17 protein-coding genes are annotated in these 17,413 nt (G+C 49.4%); 12 read left to right on the plus strand and 5 right to left on the minus strand.

What is annotated here, in order from left to right:
- Positions 1–194 precede the first annotated feature (194 nt).
- The 6 genes from ABV298_RS14635 (at position 195) to ABV298_RS14660 (ending at position 6,118) form a co-directional block, all read left to right on the plus strand.
- Positions 195–764 (plus strand): RNA polymerase sigma factor, encoded by a 570-nt coding sequence (locus ABV298_RS14635; protein WP_353722806.1) that lies wholly within the window; start codon positions 195–197, stop codon positions 762–764.
- The gene (locus ABV298_RS14640; protein WP_353722807.1) at positions 736–2,244 is read left to right on the plus strand and encodes an outer membrane beta-barrel protein; all 1,509 of its coding nucleotides are present in this window, start codon (positions 736–738) and stop codon (positions 2,242–2,244) included. Before ABV298_RS14635 ends, ABV298_RS14640 begins: the two co-directional genes overlap by 29 nt.
- Positions 2,245–2,339: 95 nt before the next feature.
- Positions 2,340–3,572: a serpin family protein gene (locus ABV298_RS14645; protein ID WP_353722808.1), complete on the plus strand. Its 1,233-nt coding sequence runs from the start codon at positions 2,340–2,342 to the stop codon at positions 3,570–3,572.
- Positions 3,573–3,763: 191 nt separating this feature from the next.
- Positions 3,764–5,053, plus strand: a complete 1,290-nt coding sequence (locus tag ABV298_RS14650) for a hypothetical protein (protein ID WP_353722809.1) — start codon at positions 3,764–3,766, stop codon at positions 5,051–5,053.
- Position 5,054: 1 nt separating this feature from the next.
- Complete coding sequence (locus ABV298_RS14655) at positions 5,055–5,633, plus strand: hypothetical protein (protein WP_353722810.1); 579 nt, start codon at positions 5,055–5,057, stop codon at positions 5,631–5,633.
- Positions 5,634–5,644: 11 nt separating this feature from the next.
- Positions 5,645–6,118 (plus strand): hypothetical protein, encoded by a 474-nt coding sequence (locus tag ABV298_RS14660; RefSeq protein ID WP_353722811.1) that lies wholly within the window; start codon positions 5,645–5,647, stop codon positions 6,116–6,118.
- A 19-nt stretch (positions 6,119–6,137) separates the two neighbouring features.
- Here the strand turns inward: ABV298_RS14660 and ABV298_RS14665 are convergent, their stop codons facing one another.
- Both ABV298_RS14665 and ABV298_RS14670 read right to left on the minus strand, forming a co-directional pair.
- Entirely contained in the window at positions 6,138–7,259 is a 1,122-nt protein-coding gene (locus ABV298_RS14665; protein WP_353722812.1) for a glycosyltransferase family protein, read from the minus strand.
- A gap of 2 nt (positions 7,260–7,261) precedes the next feature.
- Positions 7,262–8,128, minus strand: coding sequence for a UDP-2,3-diacylglucosamine diphosphatase (locus ABV298_RS14670; protein WP_353722813.1), 867 nt, complete (start codon positions 8,126–8,128; stop codon positions 7,262–7,264).
- A gap of 174 nt (positions 8,129–8,302) precedes the next feature.
- Here ABV298_RS14670 and ABV298_RS14675 point away from each other — a divergent pair, with 174 nt between their 5' ends.
- The 6 genes from ABV298_RS14675 (at position 8,303) to ABV298_RS14700 (ending at position 13,923) form a co-directional block, all read left to right on the plus strand.
- Positions 8,303–9,286 (plus strand): energy transducer TonB, encoded by a 984-nt coding sequence (locus ABV298_RS14675; RefSeq protein ID WP_353722814.1) that lies wholly within the window; start codon positions 8,303–8,305, stop codon positions 9,284–9,286.
- Positions 9,234–9,767, plus strand: a complete 534-nt coding sequence (locus tag ABV298_RS14680; RefSeq protein ID WP_353722815.1) for an energy transducer TonB — start codon at positions 9,234–9,236, stop codon at positions 9,765–9,767. The genes ABV298_RS14675 and ABV298_RS14680 overlap by 53 nt, the downstream gene beginning before the upstream one ends.
- 127 nt (positions 9,768–9,894) lie before the next feature.
- Complete coding sequence (locus tag ABV298_RS14685) at positions 9,895–10,758, plus strand: SPFH domain-containing protein (RefSeq protein WP_353722816.1); 864 nt, start codon at positions 9,895–9,897, stop codon at positions 10,756–10,758.
- Position 10,759: 1 nt separating this feature from the next.
- Positions 10,760–10,942, plus strand: a complete 183-nt coding sequence (locus ABV298_RS14690; RefSeq protein WP_353722817.1) for an Arc family DNA-binding protein — start codon at positions 10,760–10,762, stop codon at positions 10,940–10,942.
- A gap of 54 nt (positions 10,943–10,996) precedes the next feature.
- On the plus strand, positions 10,997–13,177 hold the full coding sequence (locus ABV298_RS14695; protein WP_353722818.1) for a DPP IV N-terminal domain-containing protein: 2,181 nt from the start codon (positions 10,997–10,999) through the stop codon (positions 13,175–13,177).
- Positions 13,177–13,923, plus strand: a complete 747-nt coding sequence (locus ABV298_RS14700) for a hypothetical protein (RefSeq protein ID WP_353722819.1) — start codon at positions 13,177–13,179, stop codon at positions 13,921–13,923. The genes ABV298_RS14695 and ABV298_RS14700 overlap by 1 nt, the downstream gene beginning before the upstream one ends.
- Before the next feature lie 52 nt (positions 13,924–13,975).
- Here ABV298_RS14700 and ABV298_RS14705 read toward each other — a convergent pair whose 3' ends face one another.
- The 3 genes from ABV298_RS14705 to ABV298_RS14715 all read right to left on the minus strand — a co-directional run bounded on the left by ABV298_RS14705 (position 13,976) and on the right by ABV298_RS14715 (position 17,413).
- The gene (locus ABV298_RS14705) at positions 13,976–15,496 is read right to left on the minus strand and encodes a M28 family peptidase (protein ID WP_353722820.1); all 1,521 of its coding nucleotides are present in this window, start codon (positions 15,494–15,496) and stop codon (positions 13,976–13,978) included.
- Between the two features lie 89 nt (positions 15,497–15,585).
- Positions 15,586–16,569 (minus strand): porphobilinogen synthase, encoded by a 984-nt coding sequence (gene hemB / locus ABV298_RS14710; protein WP_353722821.1) that lies wholly within the window; start codon positions 16,567–16,569, stop codon positions 15,586–15,588.
- A gap of 157 nt (positions 16,570–16,726) precedes the next feature.
- Complete coding sequence (locus ABV298_RS14715) at positions 16,727–17,413, minus strand: response regulator transcription factor (RefSeq protein WP_353722822.1); 687 nt, start codon at positions 17,411–17,413, stop codon at positions 16,727–16,729.

Consider the following 17,413-nt stretch of genomic DNA (forward strand, 5'->3'; position numbering starts at 1 on the left):
TCCTTTTCAGGAACCGCCCAACATTTGGCAACAGTTTTTCAGAGTGTTCCAACCATTTTGATAATGAGAATGTCATGTCATTTACAACGGCCGAAGAACATGAAGCCGGATCATAACGCAACAGTTATCGTCTATCTTATGGATGGAGGTGCTGAATTTATTTACAAACCGAACGAAGCACCCCTAACCTTCGGATGACGTTTAACGAACAGGAATTGGTGAAAGGCTGCAAGCAGCGCAACCGGGTCGCCCAGAAACAGCTATATGATGTTTTCGGGGGTAAGTTGTTCGCTATTTGCCTGCGCTACACGAAAAACCGTGCCGACGCGGAAGATGTTTTGCAGGACGCCTTTATCAAAATTTATGAAAACATCGATTCATTCAGGAATGATAGTCCGCTGGAATATTGGCTGAGATCGGTAGTGGTGAATACAGCGCTGAACCATTTACGACAGCAGAAATACCTGAAAGAACTCGACGATATAGATATACACCACAATGGCGTAGCCGACAGGGAGTTTACGCTGGGTAATTTCCAGATGCAGCAGTTGATGGAGATGATCCGTGAACTGCCGCCCGGCTGCCAGACGATCTTTAATCTGTATGCGATTGAAGGTTATCAGCACAACGAGATCGCCCAGATGTTGGGTATCTCCGAAGGAACGTCCAAGTCGCAATACTCGCGGGCAAGGACATTGCTTCAACACAAATTGAACAAAGAAAAAAGATTTGATGATGGATCCGTCCAACATAAACAATTTTGAAGACCAGTGGAAGAAGGCCCTGCAAGAGGCTTCTGAAACTCCCCCGCCGTCGGTGTGGGAGGGAATAGAAGCACACCTTGACAGGGAGCAGGAAAAAGTCGTCCCGCTTTGGTGGCGTTCGCCTAGGATGTGGTACGCGGCTGCGTCGATCGCGGTATTGCTGCTTGTTGGTGGCGGGCTATGGTTTTCAGGTGGTACAACAGATAATAAGCCACATGTGGCAGTAACCATGAAGCCTGCCCGGGAAGCGGATGAAAAAAATACCGGTTCCGTTAATGAAGCGCCGGTAGTTATTGAAATTCAGGAAACGGAGAAGCTGGCATCCGGTGATGGGGCAAACGTTCCCTCGAGGCATAAGGCTGCGTCATCGGAAACACTTTCGAAAGCGGGCGCCGGAGCAAATGCAGGTGCTGTTGCCAAAAAATCCCGGGCTGCGTCTGATGAACCTCACGCGGAACAGGTGCATATAGCTTCGACCAATGTTCCTCAAAAACCTGCTGTTTCGAGCGGTTCAGATAATATAGTGAATACGGCCGAACCGGTTACTCAAAATTCGTTGCCTGAACAAGTTGCATCGGCGGAAGTGGGTGGAAGCGGTAATGCGGCGAGAAGCGAAAACCGTTCGATTTCAGTTGAGCTGCTGGCGACGCTGCCTTATAATGACCTGGACGTCTACGTTCAGAAACGGCATGTATTTTTCCGCCCTGAAATACAGGTTGAGGAACCCGTTAAACCTAAAAAGCAGAAAGAATACTACGCGGGAATCGGCATCATGCCGGCCTCTTTTAACCCCGATGTGCAGCTGAAAGAAGCCCCAACGGCGTTCTTGGCTCAATCGGTAAGTCAAAAGCGTGCGGTAACCGGGTCCAATGAGGCGCGTGCCTCTTATGCCGTGCAAACACAGGGCGGTGTACGCTTGTCGAAGCATTGGTCCCTCGAAACAGGTTTAAGTTATCTTCGCGGGAATTCCAATTACGAGGGCGGAGGCTATGTATTGAGTGCCTACAACAGCGCTGCGGCCAATGTCCTCGAAAATGCGCTGGCTGCCAACAGTCCTGCTTTGGCCGACAAGACGGCCAGTTTCAATAATGGCGCATTGTATATCGATGTCGCCAAAAAAGTGCGGAACAACTATCAATACCTGCAACTGCCGGTTCAGGCGGGCTTTACGCTGAATCCTGACAAGAAACTGAGCTATTCGGTACTCGGTGGAATGATGGCGAATTTCTTTTTGGTAAATGAACTGGAATCGGCTTCGGGAGACATTATCAGGACAACCGCCAGCGATGAAATTTACCGCGGTATGAATTGGGCCGCGACAACCGGATTGAGGTTCAATTACAAATTTTCGGCGAAATGGGGCGCTAACCTGACAGGCTCGTATCAAAAAGCGGTGTCGTCTGGTTTTAGGGCTAACCAAAGCCTCGACTCGCATCCTTATTTATATGGCGTTTCGTGGTCTGTTCGCTATTCTTTTTGAGATAATTCAAAGAAGTTTCCAACCATTGCAGGTTGATTTGAATCTATCGTTTTGTGGGTTTGATTGTGGAGGCAAAATTCTTGCATCTGTTAGCCATGAAAATTTCAAAGAAATCGATCACAATGTCCGTGTTGGCTGCCGCTCTTTTTCTGGGCTGTGCCAACGACGGCAGTGTTGATCCCGGCAACGAGGTAAATCCGGTGGAAATACCGGCCGCCGTTTCAAACGGGACAATTTCCTTCGCCTTTGATTTTATTCATGCATTACAGGAAACCCAACCTGCAAACGAAAATCTGTTTGTTTCGCCACTAAGCCTGCATATGGCTTTGGGAATGCTTTTGAATGGCGCCGGAAGCGAAACCGCGCAGGAAATTCAAAAGGGCTTGAAAATGGATGCCGTCGCATTAACGGAATTAAATGCGGCTTATAAAACATTAATCAGAGATTTGCCGGTGGCCGATTCTAAGGTCAGTCTTGGATTGGCAAATTCGGTTTGGTACAGGAACGACTTTTCTGTTGAAAATAATTTTCAATCCGTTTTAAAAGACTCATTTGAATCGGAAGTAATTGGTTTACCATTTGACGATGCTGCTAAGGACCGTATTAACAAATGGGCCAGCGACAAGACAAAAGGAAAGATCAAAAAGGTTTTGGACCAGATCAAATCCGATCATGTAATGTTCCTTTTGAATGCATTGTATTTTAAGGGAGACTGGAAATCCAGGTTTGATTCAAAGAGAACGCAGGACGCACCATTCAAGCTCGAAAACGGGGAAAGTAAGAATGTAAAAATGATGTATGTGTCGTCCGATTTTAAAACGGGTAATGTCGACAATTTCGTTGCAGTACAGCTTCCCTACGCGAACGGGCAATTCAATATGACATTACTGATTCCGAGAGATCAGGCCAAAGTGGATGATGTGCTGAAAAGCATCACCGGTGACAGTTGGTCAAAATTGAACAGCGGGATGCAGGAGAGCGGAGTAACAGTCGGGCTGCCCAGGTTTACTCTCGAATATTCCGCACAAATGAAGGAAACTTTGCAGAAGTTGGGTATTCAGAAGGTTTTTAAGGATGAAGCGGATCTCAGTAAGATCAATAATTCTTCAAAACTGTTTGTCGATTTCATAAAACAGGACACTTATCTGGGCATTGACGAGCGGGGAACGGAAGCAGCGGCGGTAACATCGGTAGGCGCTATTACTACATCAGCCGCGCCCGAACCACCCAGATACATTTGTGACCGCCCATTCGGATTGGTGATCAGCGAAAACACTTCCAACACCATTCTGTTCATTGGAAGGATTAAAAATCCGGATTCGAAATAGCAACGCCGAAAGGCAATTCAAAATATTAAAGATAAAAAATACCGGTTCGCCGGTATTTTCGGGGTGCGTTATCGTCCGAAGGCCTTGCTTTCGGACGATTTTGTTTTGTATTCCAACTAATTACGAAACAATAGTGTCATGCATTTACCGAAGTTAAAATATCATTTTTACCAGCCTGTAAACCTGACTGTATGAAAGCTAAACTTTTACTGTTATCTGTCGTGGCATGGCTCTGCTGGTCGTGTAACGACCAATGTAAAGAAACGCGCGTGGTACGCCGTTTCAGTACGGTAACCCGTTCGTTGATGGAGCTTAGGACGATGGTGAAGGCCGAATCGCCCCGTACGCTTCAACAACCGGGGAAAATGTATGTGAAGGGAAAATATTTGTTTGTGAATGAAATTAAAAAAGGAATCCACATTATCGATAACAGCAATCCCGCCAGCCCGGAATTTATCACATTCATCAATATTCCCGGTAATGGCGACATAGCTGTCCGCGATAACATTCTCTACGCCGACAGTTTCTGCGACCTCGTCTCGATCGATATTACCGACCCTATGGAACCAAAGGAAGTAGGCAGGGTTAAAAATGTATTCAAAGTGGGTCTTTTCGATGGCGGTGGATGGTCGTTGAACGAATCCGTAGGCTCCATTACCGATCAGGACGTGGAATGGGTGACTGAAACGGTTACCGTCAATTGTGAGGAAAACATTTCACCCAACTGGTGGGGCGGCGTTATTTGGATGCTTGCTGACAAAGCTTCTTTCAGCGGTTCATCGTCGGCCTCCCCGCAATCTTCCGGTGGAACGAACGGGCAGGCAGGCTCTATGGCACGCTTCGCGCTGGATCGTAACTTCCTCTATGCGGTGAGTCAGAGCGAAATGCACCTTTTCAAAATCGATAAACCTGCTCAGCCGGTCGATTTCGCGACAATAAATCTTGGATGGGGCATCGAAACCGTTTTTCCGTATAACAACAAGCTATTCATCGGCTCATCAACCGGGATGTTTATTTATGATAACACCAACCCGGCAGAGCCGAAACAGCTTTCTAATTTCCAGCATGGCCGCGCCTGTGACCCGGTAGTAGTCCATGAGGACATTGCGTATGTGACGTTACGCACGGGTACAGCCTGCGCGGGAAGCCAGAACCAGCTCGACCTTGTCGATATAAGCAATCCGGCCGCTCCACAGCTTATCAAAAGCTATCAAATGGCAAATCCCCACGGCCTGAGTATCGATTTCCCGGTGCTTTTTCTATGCGAAGGAGAGCATGGTTTGAAGGTATTCGACGTAACCGACAAGTTTTCGGTAGATCGCAACCAGCTGGCACATTTCAAGGATATGCATGCGTACGACGTCATTTCCCTGGGCAAAACGCTGCTGCTGATTGGCGATGACGGTTTTTACCAATACGATTCGTCGAATCCGAAAGATTTGAAGCTATTGAGCAAAATCCCGGTTGGAAAAGCGATTTGAGATGAAAAAAACCGTATTGCTAATGTTACTGGTGACCGCTTCCATTGCCAATGCGCAAACGGTGCAAAGAACCAGGTTCGTCAATCACACCGAGTTCGGAGGATTGTTCGGGAGGGTGAAGTATGGCTACTCCGATGTTGGAAACAGCGAGCAAGTCGATAACAAAGCCAGTCTGACGGTTCAGACTTTTAACGGCTTGCAGCTTGGCCGCAAGCTGTCGGTAGGTGTGACGCTGGGAATGGATTGGTACAAAGCGGCACTGCTCAACCCTATTGCAGGCGGCGTCAGATATGATCTTCTCGGCAGGAGAAATGTGAAATTGTACGGCACGGTCGATGCCGGTTATGCCTTCGCGTGGTTTCACGATGATCCCGACAATTTCGATACGAGAGGAGGTGTAATGCTCAATCCGGGGCTTGGGCTCAAAGTTGGAAAACCCGAAGCTGCCGCGTTTACAGTCGCAATAAGCTACAAACGACAGGAAGCTCATGTTACCAAACCACCGCTCTGGAATCAGGCCGAACGGTTTGAAGACCGGATTTACAATCGCCTTGCATTAAGATTAGGAATCAGTTTTTAATACCTAACCTCATGAAAAGAACCGCTTGTTTGTTTATTTGCGCTGCATTCCTCGCATTGACGGCATTTGAGTGTGGTGATCGCGAGCTTTGCTGTGATTTTCCACCATGTTCTGAAATCGCCTCGTTGAAGGGAATATGGCGTCTGGACTATTTTCAAAATACTGTGACGGGCGCTATTGATACCGATCCGGAGGTGGACGGAAAAAGCGTGGTATTTACTTTCGAAGACGATAAAAAGAACGGCGTTATTTCGGGGCATACTTTTGTAAACACCGTCGGCGGGAGCTATACACTTGGACCGAACTGCACATTCAAGATCGTAAGTTTCGGTGGAACTAAAGTAGGTGAGCCGGAATGGAGCCGGAAAGCATGGCTCCCGTCCGATTCAATAAGCGGGAAGGGAAGTTACCATATTTCTTCGGACAAATTGATCCTCAAATTCGATCAAAACCAGGAACAGCTTGTTTTCAAGAAGGATAAGTAAGGTATTCGGGAGGGAAATGTCAGATCTCCGACTGCATTTTCCGCCTGATATCGATCGATTTCTCGAAGTCCGCAATTTCCTTCACAAATAGCTGCTGCCCGCGGTGGTACCATGCCCTGAATTTCCCGGATTGATCGATATGTTTCGGCAGATAATCGAAGATCACCGATAAGTCGAACGATTTTGACATCACACCGGCTCCCGCGATTACGCCGTCTATCGCATTGCACTCCTGCTCGAAATGATTGGGGACGGGCACCATCATCACCGGCTTACCCAGGTACATTGCCTCGCAAACGGATTCGAAGCCCGCGGTAGTAACCAACGCACGACAGGTAGCCAGCATTCTCAGGTATTTTTCGCTGTTTATCTGATGAAATGTGAGTGTATCGTCGAATACAAATTCCTCCGAAGCGCCGGCATTGTCCCAGAAGCAATGTAGTTGTACGTCCTTATGTTTCAAATGCCAGTCGATCACCTGCTTACTCAGGCTGTGGTGTGTCATATAAACGAGTATGAACGTTCCTTCTTGAGGAATTAACCGGGTGACTTCCTTGCGCAGCAATGGCGGCACTACGTTAATTTTCCGTTCCGGCGCCGAGGGCATTTCACGAAACGATAATGCAAGCCGCTTCGCCGAAAGCCACGACGTCGATTTCGAGTTCAGGTTGATCAGAAACTGGTTTACCCGGCTGTTTTTTGGAAAAATAAATTTCGGATGAAGCAACAAATACTGGTGCGCAATGCAGATCATCGGTATGCCCGAGCGATAAATCATATTATAGAGCCCGCCATAAGTGTCGTAAAAGCTTACAATCAGGTCCGGATTGATCTGGCGGACTGTTTCATGGATGCGATGGAGGCTTTTGAGGTATTTAGGCAAATGTGCCAGGTGGGTGGCGATTGTACGGCCCACATTCATGCCGCCGCCGTGGGCCTTGTAAATGATATTGGGCGCGGCGAAATGATGTACCGGCGCGAAGATCTGCTCCTGAAAAAACGAAGGAATATTCCGGCCCGGAGATGTCCCCACCATCGCACCCACCACTTTATGTCCTGCGCTGCGCAGGATCTGGCCGAGCGAAATAGCTTGCGTCAGATGCCCCCGGCCTTCTCCCTGAACCAGAAAAAGGATTCTCATAATTACAGATAGCGTTGATTCCGCCCCATCAGAAAACCGGTGAACGCTACCTGCTTTTCGAGGCCGGGGAAGTTTTCAACGACTTTTTTGGTATTTGTTTGCTTTACGGGCTTTTCGATGATCGTTTGCTGATCGTAATAGAGCAGGCTCCAGTTGCCGTCGAAGTCTTCCACCAATGCACTCAATGTCTCGACCCAGTCGCCGGAATTCATGTATTTGATACCGTCGATCTCGCGGATCGCCGGATGATGGATATGCCCGCAGATGACGCCGTCGCAATTGCGTGAACGGGCGAGCTCTGTAAGTTTCTCTTCGAAGTCGGTCATGTAGTTCACAGCCATTTTTACCGACTGCTTCACACGTTGCGACAAAGAGTAATAGGAGAGCCCGCGCCATGTGCGATATTTGTTGTAAAATTTATTAACCCACAACAGGAACGTATAGCCTATATCGCCAAGGTAGGCCAGCCATTTCAAATGCGTGGTAATGGAGTCGAAAACATCGCCATGCGTCACATAAAATCTTTGGGCGCCCGATGTCAGCACATAGTCTTTACGGATTTGAAAATGTTTGCCGAGGCGCAGTGGGATGATCTGATCGAGGAAATCGTCGTGGTTACCGCGAATGTAAATCACTTTCGTTTTATGCTCTTCTATCATTTTTAGTACGCGTTTGAAAAACAGCGTATGTTTGCGTTTCCATACACCATACTTTTTCAGTTGCCACGCGTCGATGATGTCGCCGTTCAGGATTAGCTTTTTGCACGTATAGCTTTTCAGGAAATTGGTGACCTCTTCTGCCTTCGACCCTCCTGCTCCGAGGTGAATGTCAGAAATGATGATAGTCCGAAAGTGAGTTGTATCTCCCATGATACAAATTTTCTCTTTTTATATTACCTGCATATTATTCGCAGGTTATCAGTAAGTTAAGTTTGAACCAAAAACTACTTCTACAATTCATTTTTGAAATATTTATAGAGTAACTATAAGTTTCTTTAAAAGAAAAATATCATTTTTACTGATGGCATAACCTCATCAACCCTAATGAAAAAACTACTCACTCTATTGTTGTTTTCAGGTGCGCAGGCGTTCGCCCAGCAAGTGTATTTGCCTCACGAAGTAGAAAAACAGGCCGAGCCGGCGGGCGGGTTAACGGTACTCAATCAATTCATCAGCTCCAATCTTCACATACCCTTACCGAACTCGGTGAAAGGCGTAAATGGGCGGGTGTATCTCAAAGGCGTGGTGCAGCCCGATGGAAGCATGAGTGATATCGAAGTGACCCGCGGAATTGATACGCTCTGTAATGCGGCAGCGGTAAGGGTGCTGGCCATGTACAAAGCGTGGAAACCCGCTATGCTGCGAGGAGAAAGGGTCCGGCAAGCGGTCTTTTTTCCAGTAACGTTCAAAGCCGAGGCCAAACCCACCTACGATGAAGCCAGGCATGCTTTCGTCGACTATTTTAACGAGGCATTCGTTCCGATAGATTCCGCACGCGCCAAATACCGGCGTACGATGCCAGTTGACGACCTCGGGTTTGTGGCCGGAGATGTGGCTTATGAAGAATCGAAGGGCAAAAAATGGAAGAAACTGGGTGCGGCCAAATTTGCAAAAACACAAATCCGTTATAAATCACGCTTCATAAACCCGGATGCAGACTCAATTCCTGCCTACCGCATTTCGGCACGTGATTATAATGAGGCCAGCCATGCTACCGAGGTAACGTTCGACTCCGACGGTCGCATGTTGTCCTACGTCGAATATGGTATAGACGGCAAGGCATCGGTGGTCAAGGATTATGACCTAAATGGCATGGTAAGACGCCAGCAGCTGCTGACCGACTCGCTGGTGACGGAGGTATATTGGGATTCCAACGGGCAGATCAGGGCCCACCGGGATTTTCCGGTTAACAAAACGGGCGTGAAAGAGGACCCCCCTACTACTAAATGCCTGGGGTCCGGATGGTACGCAATATGTGAAAAACGGGGAGGGCTATTGGAGAGCGGTTGGAGAAACACCGGACGGTAAATGGCTGTTGGAGGAAGGCGCAGTGGTGAATGGTATCAAGGATGGTAAATGGATAGGAAAGCTGGCCGATAGTACCCGGTACTACGAGGAGGTTTATGATTTGGGACAATTCAAGAGCGGTGTTTCCTGGATTAATGGCACCAAAACAGAATATGCGTCGGCTCGGGTCCAACCTGAATTTAAGGGAGGAGTCAAGGAGTTGTATAAGTTCTTGGGCATGAATATCAGGTATCCTGTCGATGCAGCCCGTAGCGGCGTCTCGGGGCGCGTGATGCTGTCATTTGTGGTTTGCGAAGATGGTTCGATGTGCGAATATAAAGTCGAGAACCGCGTCGGTTATGGGCTGGACGAGGAAGCGCTACGCGTTGTAAAGCTTATGAACGGAAAATGGAACCCGGGCGAAATGCGTGGCCAGAAAGTAAGGGTTAAATACAATGTACCTATTAATTTTCAGATCGAAGGACCCACCTTCCGCAGATAGCCATCACCATTCATCCACTCCCGGAGCCGGTCACAGGCCCCGGGATTTTTTTGTCCCAAATCTATTCGGAACCCGGAATCTATTTGATAATATGGTGATATCAATTTAATATCAAATCAGACCGACTATGATCGAAAAGGAATTACGCTCCATCTCCGGCTATCTGTTGTTTGTGATAGGCCTGGCGCTGCTTTTTGGCGGCTTTGTATATGCGATTGGCACGGGTAGCCCCGTTACGGGATTGATTATCGGCGTTACGGGATTTATCATTCTCATCGGCCTCACGGTCATTAACCCGAATGAAGCCGTCGTGACCACATTCTTCGGTGATTACATGGGCACGATGAAGCAGAACGGACTCCGCTGGGTGAACCCGCTGTTCCGCAGAAAGAAGATCAGCCTCCGCGCCCGTAACCTGAACGGCCAGAAACTGAAAGTGAACGACAAGCTCGGCAACCCCATCGAAATTGCGGCGGTAGTAGTGTGGCGGGTGGGCGATACCGCTAAGGCTTCTTTTGAAGTGGATGATTATGTAAAATACGTGGAAATCCAGTCGGAAGCGGCGGTACGGCATTTGGCGGGTATTTATGCTTACGATTCGATGGAAGATGAAGAAGCGACGACCCAGGAGGTTACCTTGCGCGACGGCAGCGGCAAGATCAACGAAATGCTCGAAGCCGAGCTTACCGAGCGTCTGAGCAGGGCCGGTATCGATGTGCTCGAAGCGCGGATCAGTCACCTCGCATATGCGCCCGAGATCGCGGGTGCAATGCTGCAACGCCAGCAGGCGTCGGCGGTGGTGGCAGCCCGTCGCCAGATCGTGAACGGGGCCGTCGGAATGGTGGATATGGCCCTGGCGATGCTTTCTGACAAGCAGATTGTGGAGCTCGACGAAGAGCGCAAGGCGGCGATGGTGAGCAATTTGTTGGTAGTTTTGTGCGGTGAGAAAGCGGCGACCCCAATTCTGAACGCCGGTACCTTGTATCCTTGATATGGCGGAGAAAAAAGCATTTGTTTTGCGGATCAATCCTGATATGCTGCGGGAGCTCGAAACCTGGGCACAGCAGGATTTCCGCAGTTTGAACGGGCAGATCGAATTTTTGCTAAGTGAGGCGTTGAAAAAACAAAGACGCTCTAAATCAAAGGGAAGCGGGAGCGACGATGCAAAAGAATAATTAAAATGTTAAACTTGCATTCATATAGTTGTCGTACTAATTTTTAAAGCTCACATGAAGCAAATATTCAGGACACTTTCATTAACAATCCTCTCCTTTCAGCTCTTTGCGCAAATTCCCGACACATTTCAATGGCTACCCGACGGCAGCGGTTACCGCGATGCCGCCGAAAGCCAGATTGTGGAAGTAATATTGCCTGCCAACCAGGAAAAAGTGATCGTTACAAAAGAACAGCTTACACCGAAGGACGGCGCGCCGCTGACCATCAGAAGCTATTCTATCAGTAAAGCCGGGGATAAAGTGCTGGTTTATACCAATTCAAAGCGCGTTTGGCGGTACGATACCCGCGGCGATTACTGGGTGTATGATATGAACGCCAAAACCTTGAAACAGCTTGGGAAAGGTTTGCCGGAATCGTCGCTGATGTTTGCGAAATTTTCTCCGGACGGAACGAAGGTCGCGTATGTGAGCAGGCATAATGTGTATGTGGAAGACCTGGCGGGCGGTGCCATCAAACAACTCACAACAGACGGCACCGACCGGGTGATTAACGGCACTTTCGACTGGGCTTACGAAGAAGAGTTCGACTGTCGCGACGGTTTCCGCTGGAGCGACGATAGCAAAGCCATTGCCTACTGGCAGCTCGACGCGCGCAAGATCCGTAACTTTCTGATGATCAACACCACGGATTCTATTTACTCGTTCAATGTGCCGGTGGAATATCCGAAGGTCGGCGAAACGCCTTCTCCCTATAAAATAGGTGTGGTGGATGTCGCTTCCGCGCAAACAAAATGGATGAATATCCCCGGCGACCCCCAAAATACCTATGTGCCCCGCATGGAATGGTCGGGTATGCCGAACGAACTTGTGATCCAGCAACTGAACCGCAAGCAGAACGAAAGCACATTGTTTTACATTAACACAACCGACGGAAGCGCGAAACCGTTTTATTCGGAAAAAGATGAGGCTTGGATCGATATAAAAAGCCGCTGGGACAATGACCCCGTGGGCTGGGACTGGATCAACGGCGGAAAGGAATTTTTATGGGTAAGTGAAAAAGATGGCTGGCGCCATACTTACCGCGTAAGTCGTGACGGTAAAAAGGAAACGTTGATCACGGCCGGAAATTTCGATCTGATCAGTCCGGTCCGCATCGACGAAAAGAACAATGCCTATTACTTCATGGCTTCGCCCGATAATGCGACCCAGAGCTATTTGTATAAAACCACCCTGGATGGAAAAGGCACGCCGGTGCGCATTACCCCCGCCGACCAGGCCGGTACGCACAGCTACGATATTTCGCCGCTGGCAAAATTCGCGAGACACCAATTCTCGAACGCGAAAACCTCGCCGCTTGTGGAATGGATCTCCTTACCGAAACACACGTCCATCGACCCGGATAATTCCATCGCGCAGTCGAAAGACAAGATAAACGCATCCAAAACCAATATCGAATTCTTTAAGGTAAAAACCGACGAAGGGGTGGAAATCGATGCGTGGATGGTGAAACCTACCAATTTCGACCCCGCTAAAAAGTACCCCATCGTATTCATGGTGTACGGGGAAGCAGCGGGAAGTACTGTCAGGGACGTATGGGGAACCGGGAAAAATCGCTTGTATGCTGGCAGCATGGCGGACGACGGCTACATTTATGCCTCTGTCGACAACCGCGGAACGCCGTCGCCCAAGGGCGCCAAATGGCGCAAGGCGATCTATCGCAACATCGGGCGTATCAATATCAAAGACATGGACGGTGCTGCGACCGCCATGTTCAAACAATTCGCATTCATCGATACCAGCCGCGTGGCCGTACACGGATGGAGCGGTGGCGGTTCGTCGACTTTGAATCTGCTGTTTCAGTACCCGCAGCATTTCAAAACCGGTATTGCGGTGGCGGCAGTCGCCAACCAATTGACTTACGACAATATTTACCAGGAGCGTTACATGGGCATTCCGCAGGAGAACCGTGAAGATTTCGTCAAAGGTTCGCCGATTACCTATGCCAAAAACCTGCGCGGAAACCTGCTATATATTCATGGTACGGGGGACGATAACGTGCATTACCAGAATGCCGAAATGCTCGTCAACGAGTTGATCAGGGCTAACAAGGTATTCCAGTTTATGCCCTATCCCAACCGCTCGCACAGCATCTCCGAAGGCGAAGGCACTTCGCAGCATTTGCGGTCGCTGTTTACCGATTATCTGAAAAAGAACTGCCCTCCGGGAGCGAGATAATGCGCAGAAAGATATTCCGGACGATTAGTCTGATGGGACTGGTCCCGCTGGGTTGCATCGCGCAGGTCAGCGAAGGAACGAAGGTCGGGATCAATACGGGTAGGGGATTGAACGCTCCGAGATCGGGCGTTTTCTGGACGTCACCTACGGAGCAACCAGGGGTGGTTGGCGATTTTTATATCGATTCGCTTTGGCATATTGGGAATGTGAAACTGGTCAGGCCAGTCACCCAGGTGGGAGGCCTTGAATCGGACATCATCGCGGGCATCGATATCCGTTACAACGTGCTCAACGATGAGCTGGAAGTGCTGGCCGATAAGGCGAAGAAGGATATCAGGGTAATTCGTGGCAGCGAGTTGAAAAGTTTCAGGATCGATAGCGGCCCGGGCCCCGTAGAGTATGTGAATCTCTCGGCTTACGACCCGAAAGGAGAACTGAAAGGTTTTGCCGCGGTGCTGGTTTCGGGAAATATTACGTTTCTGAAGGCATACAAACCAAGGATCACCAAGCCGAATTATAACCCTGGATTTGGCACCGGGGAAAAGAATACGGTCGTTCGGTTGGTAAACGACTACTATCTGCTTTCAGGTGGCGCGGCGCAAAAGGTTACTTTGAATAAAAAGAACCTGCTGGCGCTGATGACGGATAAAAAGGCCGATGTGGATCGATATTTAAAAGAACACGACCTGGATTTCAAGGATGAAACACAGGTGGCGGACCTGGTGCGATATTATAATTCCAAATAGCAAAGGCCTCGGGAACAGTTTCCTGAGGCCTTTTTTTCATATTAAAACAGGATTATCTGCCATATAACTTTTTAGCGGCCGGCTCGTATTTATCGCCCGCAATCCATTGCGGTGCGGTTTTGCGGTCGGCAATGAGCCGGGCAGCGTAAGTATAGGCCTGACTGAATTTCAGCAAGTAATTGAAATCAATGGTTTCGGGGTTATCCGTTACCTGATGATAGTTTTTCATAATATCCCCGTTGAATTCCCTGAAGCCCGGTGTGAATGTCGGTGCCGGAACGCCCTCTTTGGCGAAACTCACATTGTCCGACCGGTCGAAAAGACCCTGTTCGGGAGAAGGGTCGGCGAAAACGCCCAGGCCGAACGCCTTGCAAGCCGCCTCGATTTCCGCGCGTGCGCCCGTACGGTCGAGGCCCATCACCGAAACGATGGTGGTGTCGTTATAACCGGCACCGTCGGAATTCATATTGAAAATGCATTTGTTCAAACGCATGATCGGGTGCGAGGCGTAATATTTGCTTCCCAGCAATCCTACTTCCTCACCGGTGAGCGCTACCAAAACGATGGAACGTTTCGGAGGGTTTTTGGCTAGTGCTTCGGCGGCGGTAAGCAATGCCGTGACGCCAAATGCATTGTCGCGTGCGCCATTGAAAATACTGTCTTCGGCCGTGTAGGTTTGTCCGCCCTGCTTACCCACGCCCACGTGGTCGTAATGTGCGGAAAGCAGCACATATTCTTCTTTCAGCTTGGGATCCGTACCGGGAATGTAACCGGCCACATTGTAGCTGTAAATGGGCTTCGCGATCCTGCCGGATGTTTTGAAAGTGACCTCTTTCACCGCGCGCAATGCACGGGCAAATCTGGCTTCCTTACCATTAACCCAGGCATGTGGAATGGATCCGGCGGTATTGCCTTCCGCCAGCGAAATTTTTTCGCCTGCAAAAAATTTGCTTACCACATTCCAGGGCACTGCAGCATTAAAAAGCTCTATGACCGCAATAGCGCCTTTGTCCTGAGCGATTTTGCGCTTTTCAGCGGAAGTGGCAAAGAGCTCGGAGGTCGTTTGGGCTTCCGGCGTGCCACTTTCTACCAACACAATTTTACCTTTTACATCCAGCCCTTTGTAATCGTCCCAGCTTTTAGCCGCATTTTCCAGCCCATAGCTCGCATATACGATCGGTGCCTTCAAATCCGCCGCATCGCCGGCCATCAGGAGCCAGTCGGTACCGCTTTTCATGATCTCCGCGTCGGCAACGATTTCACCGGTGCCATTAGCGCCCATTTTTTCGAATGGTACACGTTGGAAATAGCCGGATGTGCCGGTTTCGGCATTCCCCGGCACGGGCACGACGCCCATTTTCCGAAACTGCTCGGCAATGTAGCGTGCCGCTACGAAGTTGCCCTGCTCGCCCGTGCGCCGGCCCATGAGCTCGTCGCCCGCAAGGAAGCGGATATGCGCTTCGGTCTCCGATTTTTTTACCTGAAATTCGGGTAACGAAGAATTTTTTTTCTGAGCTTCGGCGGGAAGGGTAAGGACCAAACCGAGCGGTAATAGTAGTAATGACAGCTTCATGACTGGTTTTAATGATGTCGAAAAGAAAAATGTGAAGACGTAAGATAATCAGACATCTTCACATTCTATGTTGCGGCAATAGGAATTCGCTACCGTTTGTTCAATATCACGGCCGCTTCCTTCGCGAAATAGGTAAGAATGCATTTGGCACCCGCACGGCGGATGCTCGTGAGCACTTCCATCATTGCCCGTTCGCCGTCGAGCCAGCCGTTTTGCGCTGCGGCTTTCACCATCGCATATTCGCCCGACACGTTGTAGGCGGCAATCGGAATATCAAAGTTTTCGTCGAGCAGACGGATAATATCCAGGTAAGACAATGCGGGTTTAACCATCAGCATATCGGCCCCCTCCTCGAAATCCAGCTGTGCTTCGAGCAACGCCTCGCGCTTGTTGGCCGGGTTCATCTGGTAGGTTTTTTTATCGCCGAACTTGGGCGCAGATTCCAACGCGTCGCGGAACGGACCGTAGAATGCGCTGGCATACTTGGCGGAATACGACATGATGCTCACGTCGGTAAAACCGTGAGCGTCGAGGTGCCGGCGGATGTGACCCACCCGGCCGTCCATCATATCGCTCGGCCCCAGGATGTCGGCACCGGCTTTGGCTTGCGCGAGCGACATGTTGGCGAGTATTTCAAGGGTGGCGTCGTTCAATATCCTGCCGTTTTCGACCAGGCCGTCGTGGCCGTCGGAGCTATACGGGTCCATCGCCACGTCGGTCATGATCACCAGCTCCGGGAACTGTTCTTTAATGGCCGTGATGGCTTTCAGGTAAAAAGTATCTTCGAAGTAGCTCTCGGATGCGAAACGGTCCTTTCTGCTTTCAGGATAATTCGGAAAAAGATCGATGGCCCGGATACCGAGGTCGGTCACTTCTTTGAGTTCTTCGAGCAGGTTATCGAGTGAATAGCGGTAAATGCCGGGCATTGACTTCACTTCGGACTTCTGCCGCGTGCCGTCAACGACAAACATGGGGAAAATGAAATCGGATACCTGTAAATTGGTTTCCTGAACAAGGTCACGAACTCCTGCGGATTTTCTATTGCGTCGGGGACGACGGGATAACTGGATCATGATAGGCATTCGGCGATCGGCTCTCGGCCGTCGGCTTTTATTTAAAGCTTATGGAACATTAAATGGAAAACGACACAAAGAAACGCAGAGTTTCCCGAACAGCCCTTTTTCCTCGCCCTTTCCTCCTTCTCCTTTTTCCTCCTTCTCCTTTCCTCCCTTACCCCACCATCAGCTTAAAACCCTCCCCATGCAAATTCATAATCTGTATGGATGGATCGTCGCGAAGATATTTGCGGAGCTTGGTAATGTAAACATCCATACTTCGTGCATTGAAATAGGAATCGTCGCCCCAAATGGTTTTGAGTGCAAAGCTGCGGCTGATGGGCTGGTTGAGGTTCTGGCAAAAAAGCCGCAGCAGTTCCGATTCCTTACTCGTCAGTCGTGCTGAATTTTCGCCGATGGCTAATTGCTGATGGTCGTAATCGAAAGTATATTGACCAATCTGAAAAACCTTTGTCTCCTCTTGCTGGTCTGCTTGTCGCGCGTATCGTCGTAAAATAGCGTGGATGCGCATCAGCAATTCCTCGCGGTCGAAAGGTTTCGTCACATAATCGTCCGCTCCCACCCGAAAGCCCTGCAGGGTATCCTCTTTCATCGACTTTGCCGTTAGAAAAATGATCGGCACATCACGCCCACTCATCCTGACCTCTTTGGCAAGCGAAAACCCGTCTTTTTTAGGCATCATCACATCGAAAATACACAGGTCGTATTCTTTATCGACGAAATGCTGCCATCCTTTCTGGCCATCAGTAGCAAGGTCGGTAGGAAAGCCTTTATCGGTCAGATACTCCTGAAGAAGCATCCCCAGGTTGGCGTCATCTTCAACGAGTAAGAGATTGGGCAT

The organism is Dyadobacter sp. 676 (genome assembly GCF_040448675.1).
In the GTDB taxonomy this organism is placed as follows: domain Bacteria; phylum Bacteroidota; class Bacteroidia; order Cytophagales; family Spirosomataceae; genus Dyadobacter.

What these genes read in the sequence shown, in the direction of transcription:
- ABV298_RS14660 (WP_353722811.1), top strand. Translation starts at nt 5,645, where the DNA reads ATGAAAAGAACCGCTTGTTTGTTTATTTGCGCTGCATTCCTCGCATTG.
- ABV298_RS14715 (WP_353722822.1), bottom strand. Translation starts at nt 17,413, where the DNA reads ATGCCCAATCTCTTACTCGTTGAAGATGACGCCAACCTGGGGATGCTT.
- ABV298_RS14700 (WP_353722819.1), top strand. Translation starts at nt 13,177, where the DNA reads ATGCGCAGAAAGATATTCCGGACGATTAGTCTGATGGGACTGGTCCCG.
- hemB (WP_353722821.1), bottom strand. Translation starts at nt 16,569, where the DNA reads ATGATCCAGTTATCCCGTCGTCCCCGACGCAATAGAAAATCCGCAGGA.
- ABV298_RS14655 (WP_353722810.1), top strand. Translation starts at nt 5,055, where the DNA reads ATGAAAAAAACCGTATTGCTAATGTTACTGGTGACCGCTTCCATTGCC.
- ABV298_RS14685 (WP_353722816.1), top strand. Translation starts at nt 9,895, where the DNA reads ATGATCGAAAAGGAATTACGCTCCATCTCCGGCTATCTGTTGTTTGTG.
- ABV298_RS14690 (WP_353722817.1), top strand. Translation starts at nt 10,760, where the DNA reads ATGGCGGAGAAAAAAGCATTTGTTTTGCGGATCAATCCTGATATGCTG.
- ABV298_RS14635 (WP_353722806.1), top strand. Translation starts at nt 195, where the DNA reads ATGACGTTTAACGAACAGGAATTGGTGAAAGGCTGCAAGCAGCGCAAC.
- ABV298_RS14670 (WP_353722813.1), bottom strand. Translation starts at nt 8,128, where the DNA reads ATGGGAGATACAACTCACTTTCGGACTATCATCATTTCTGACATTCAC.
- ABV298_RS14640 (WP_353722807.1), top strand. Translation starts at nt 736, where the DNA reads ATGGATCCGTCCAACATAAACAATTTTGAAGACCAGTGGAAGAAGGCC.
- ABV298_RS14645 (WP_353722808.1), top strand. Translation starts at nt 2,340, where the DNA reads ATGAAAATTTCAAAGAAATCGATCACAATGTCCGTGTTGGCTGCCGCT.
- ABV298_RS14675 (WP_353722814.1), top strand. Translation starts at nt 8,303, where the DNA reads ATGAAAAAACTACTCACTCTATTGTTGTTTTCAGGTGCGCAGGCGTTC.
- ABV298_RS14650 (WP_353722809.1), top strand. Translation starts at nt 3,764, where the DNA reads ATGAAAGCTAAACTTTTACTGTTATCTGTCGTGGCATGGCTCTGCTGG.
- ABV298_RS14665 (WP_353722812.1), bottom strand. Translation starts at nt 7,259, where the DNA reads ATGAGAATCCTTTTTCTGGTTCAGGGAGAAGGCCGGGGGCATCTGACG.
- ABV298_RS14695 (WP_353722818.1), top strand. Translation starts at nt 10,997, where the DNA reads ATGAAGCAAATATTCAGGACACTTTCATTAACAATCCTCTCCTTTCAG.
- ABV298_RS14705 (WP_353722820.1), bottom strand. Translation starts at nt 15,496, where the DNA reads ATGAAGCTGTCATTACTACTATTACCGCTCGGTTTGGTCCTTACCCTT.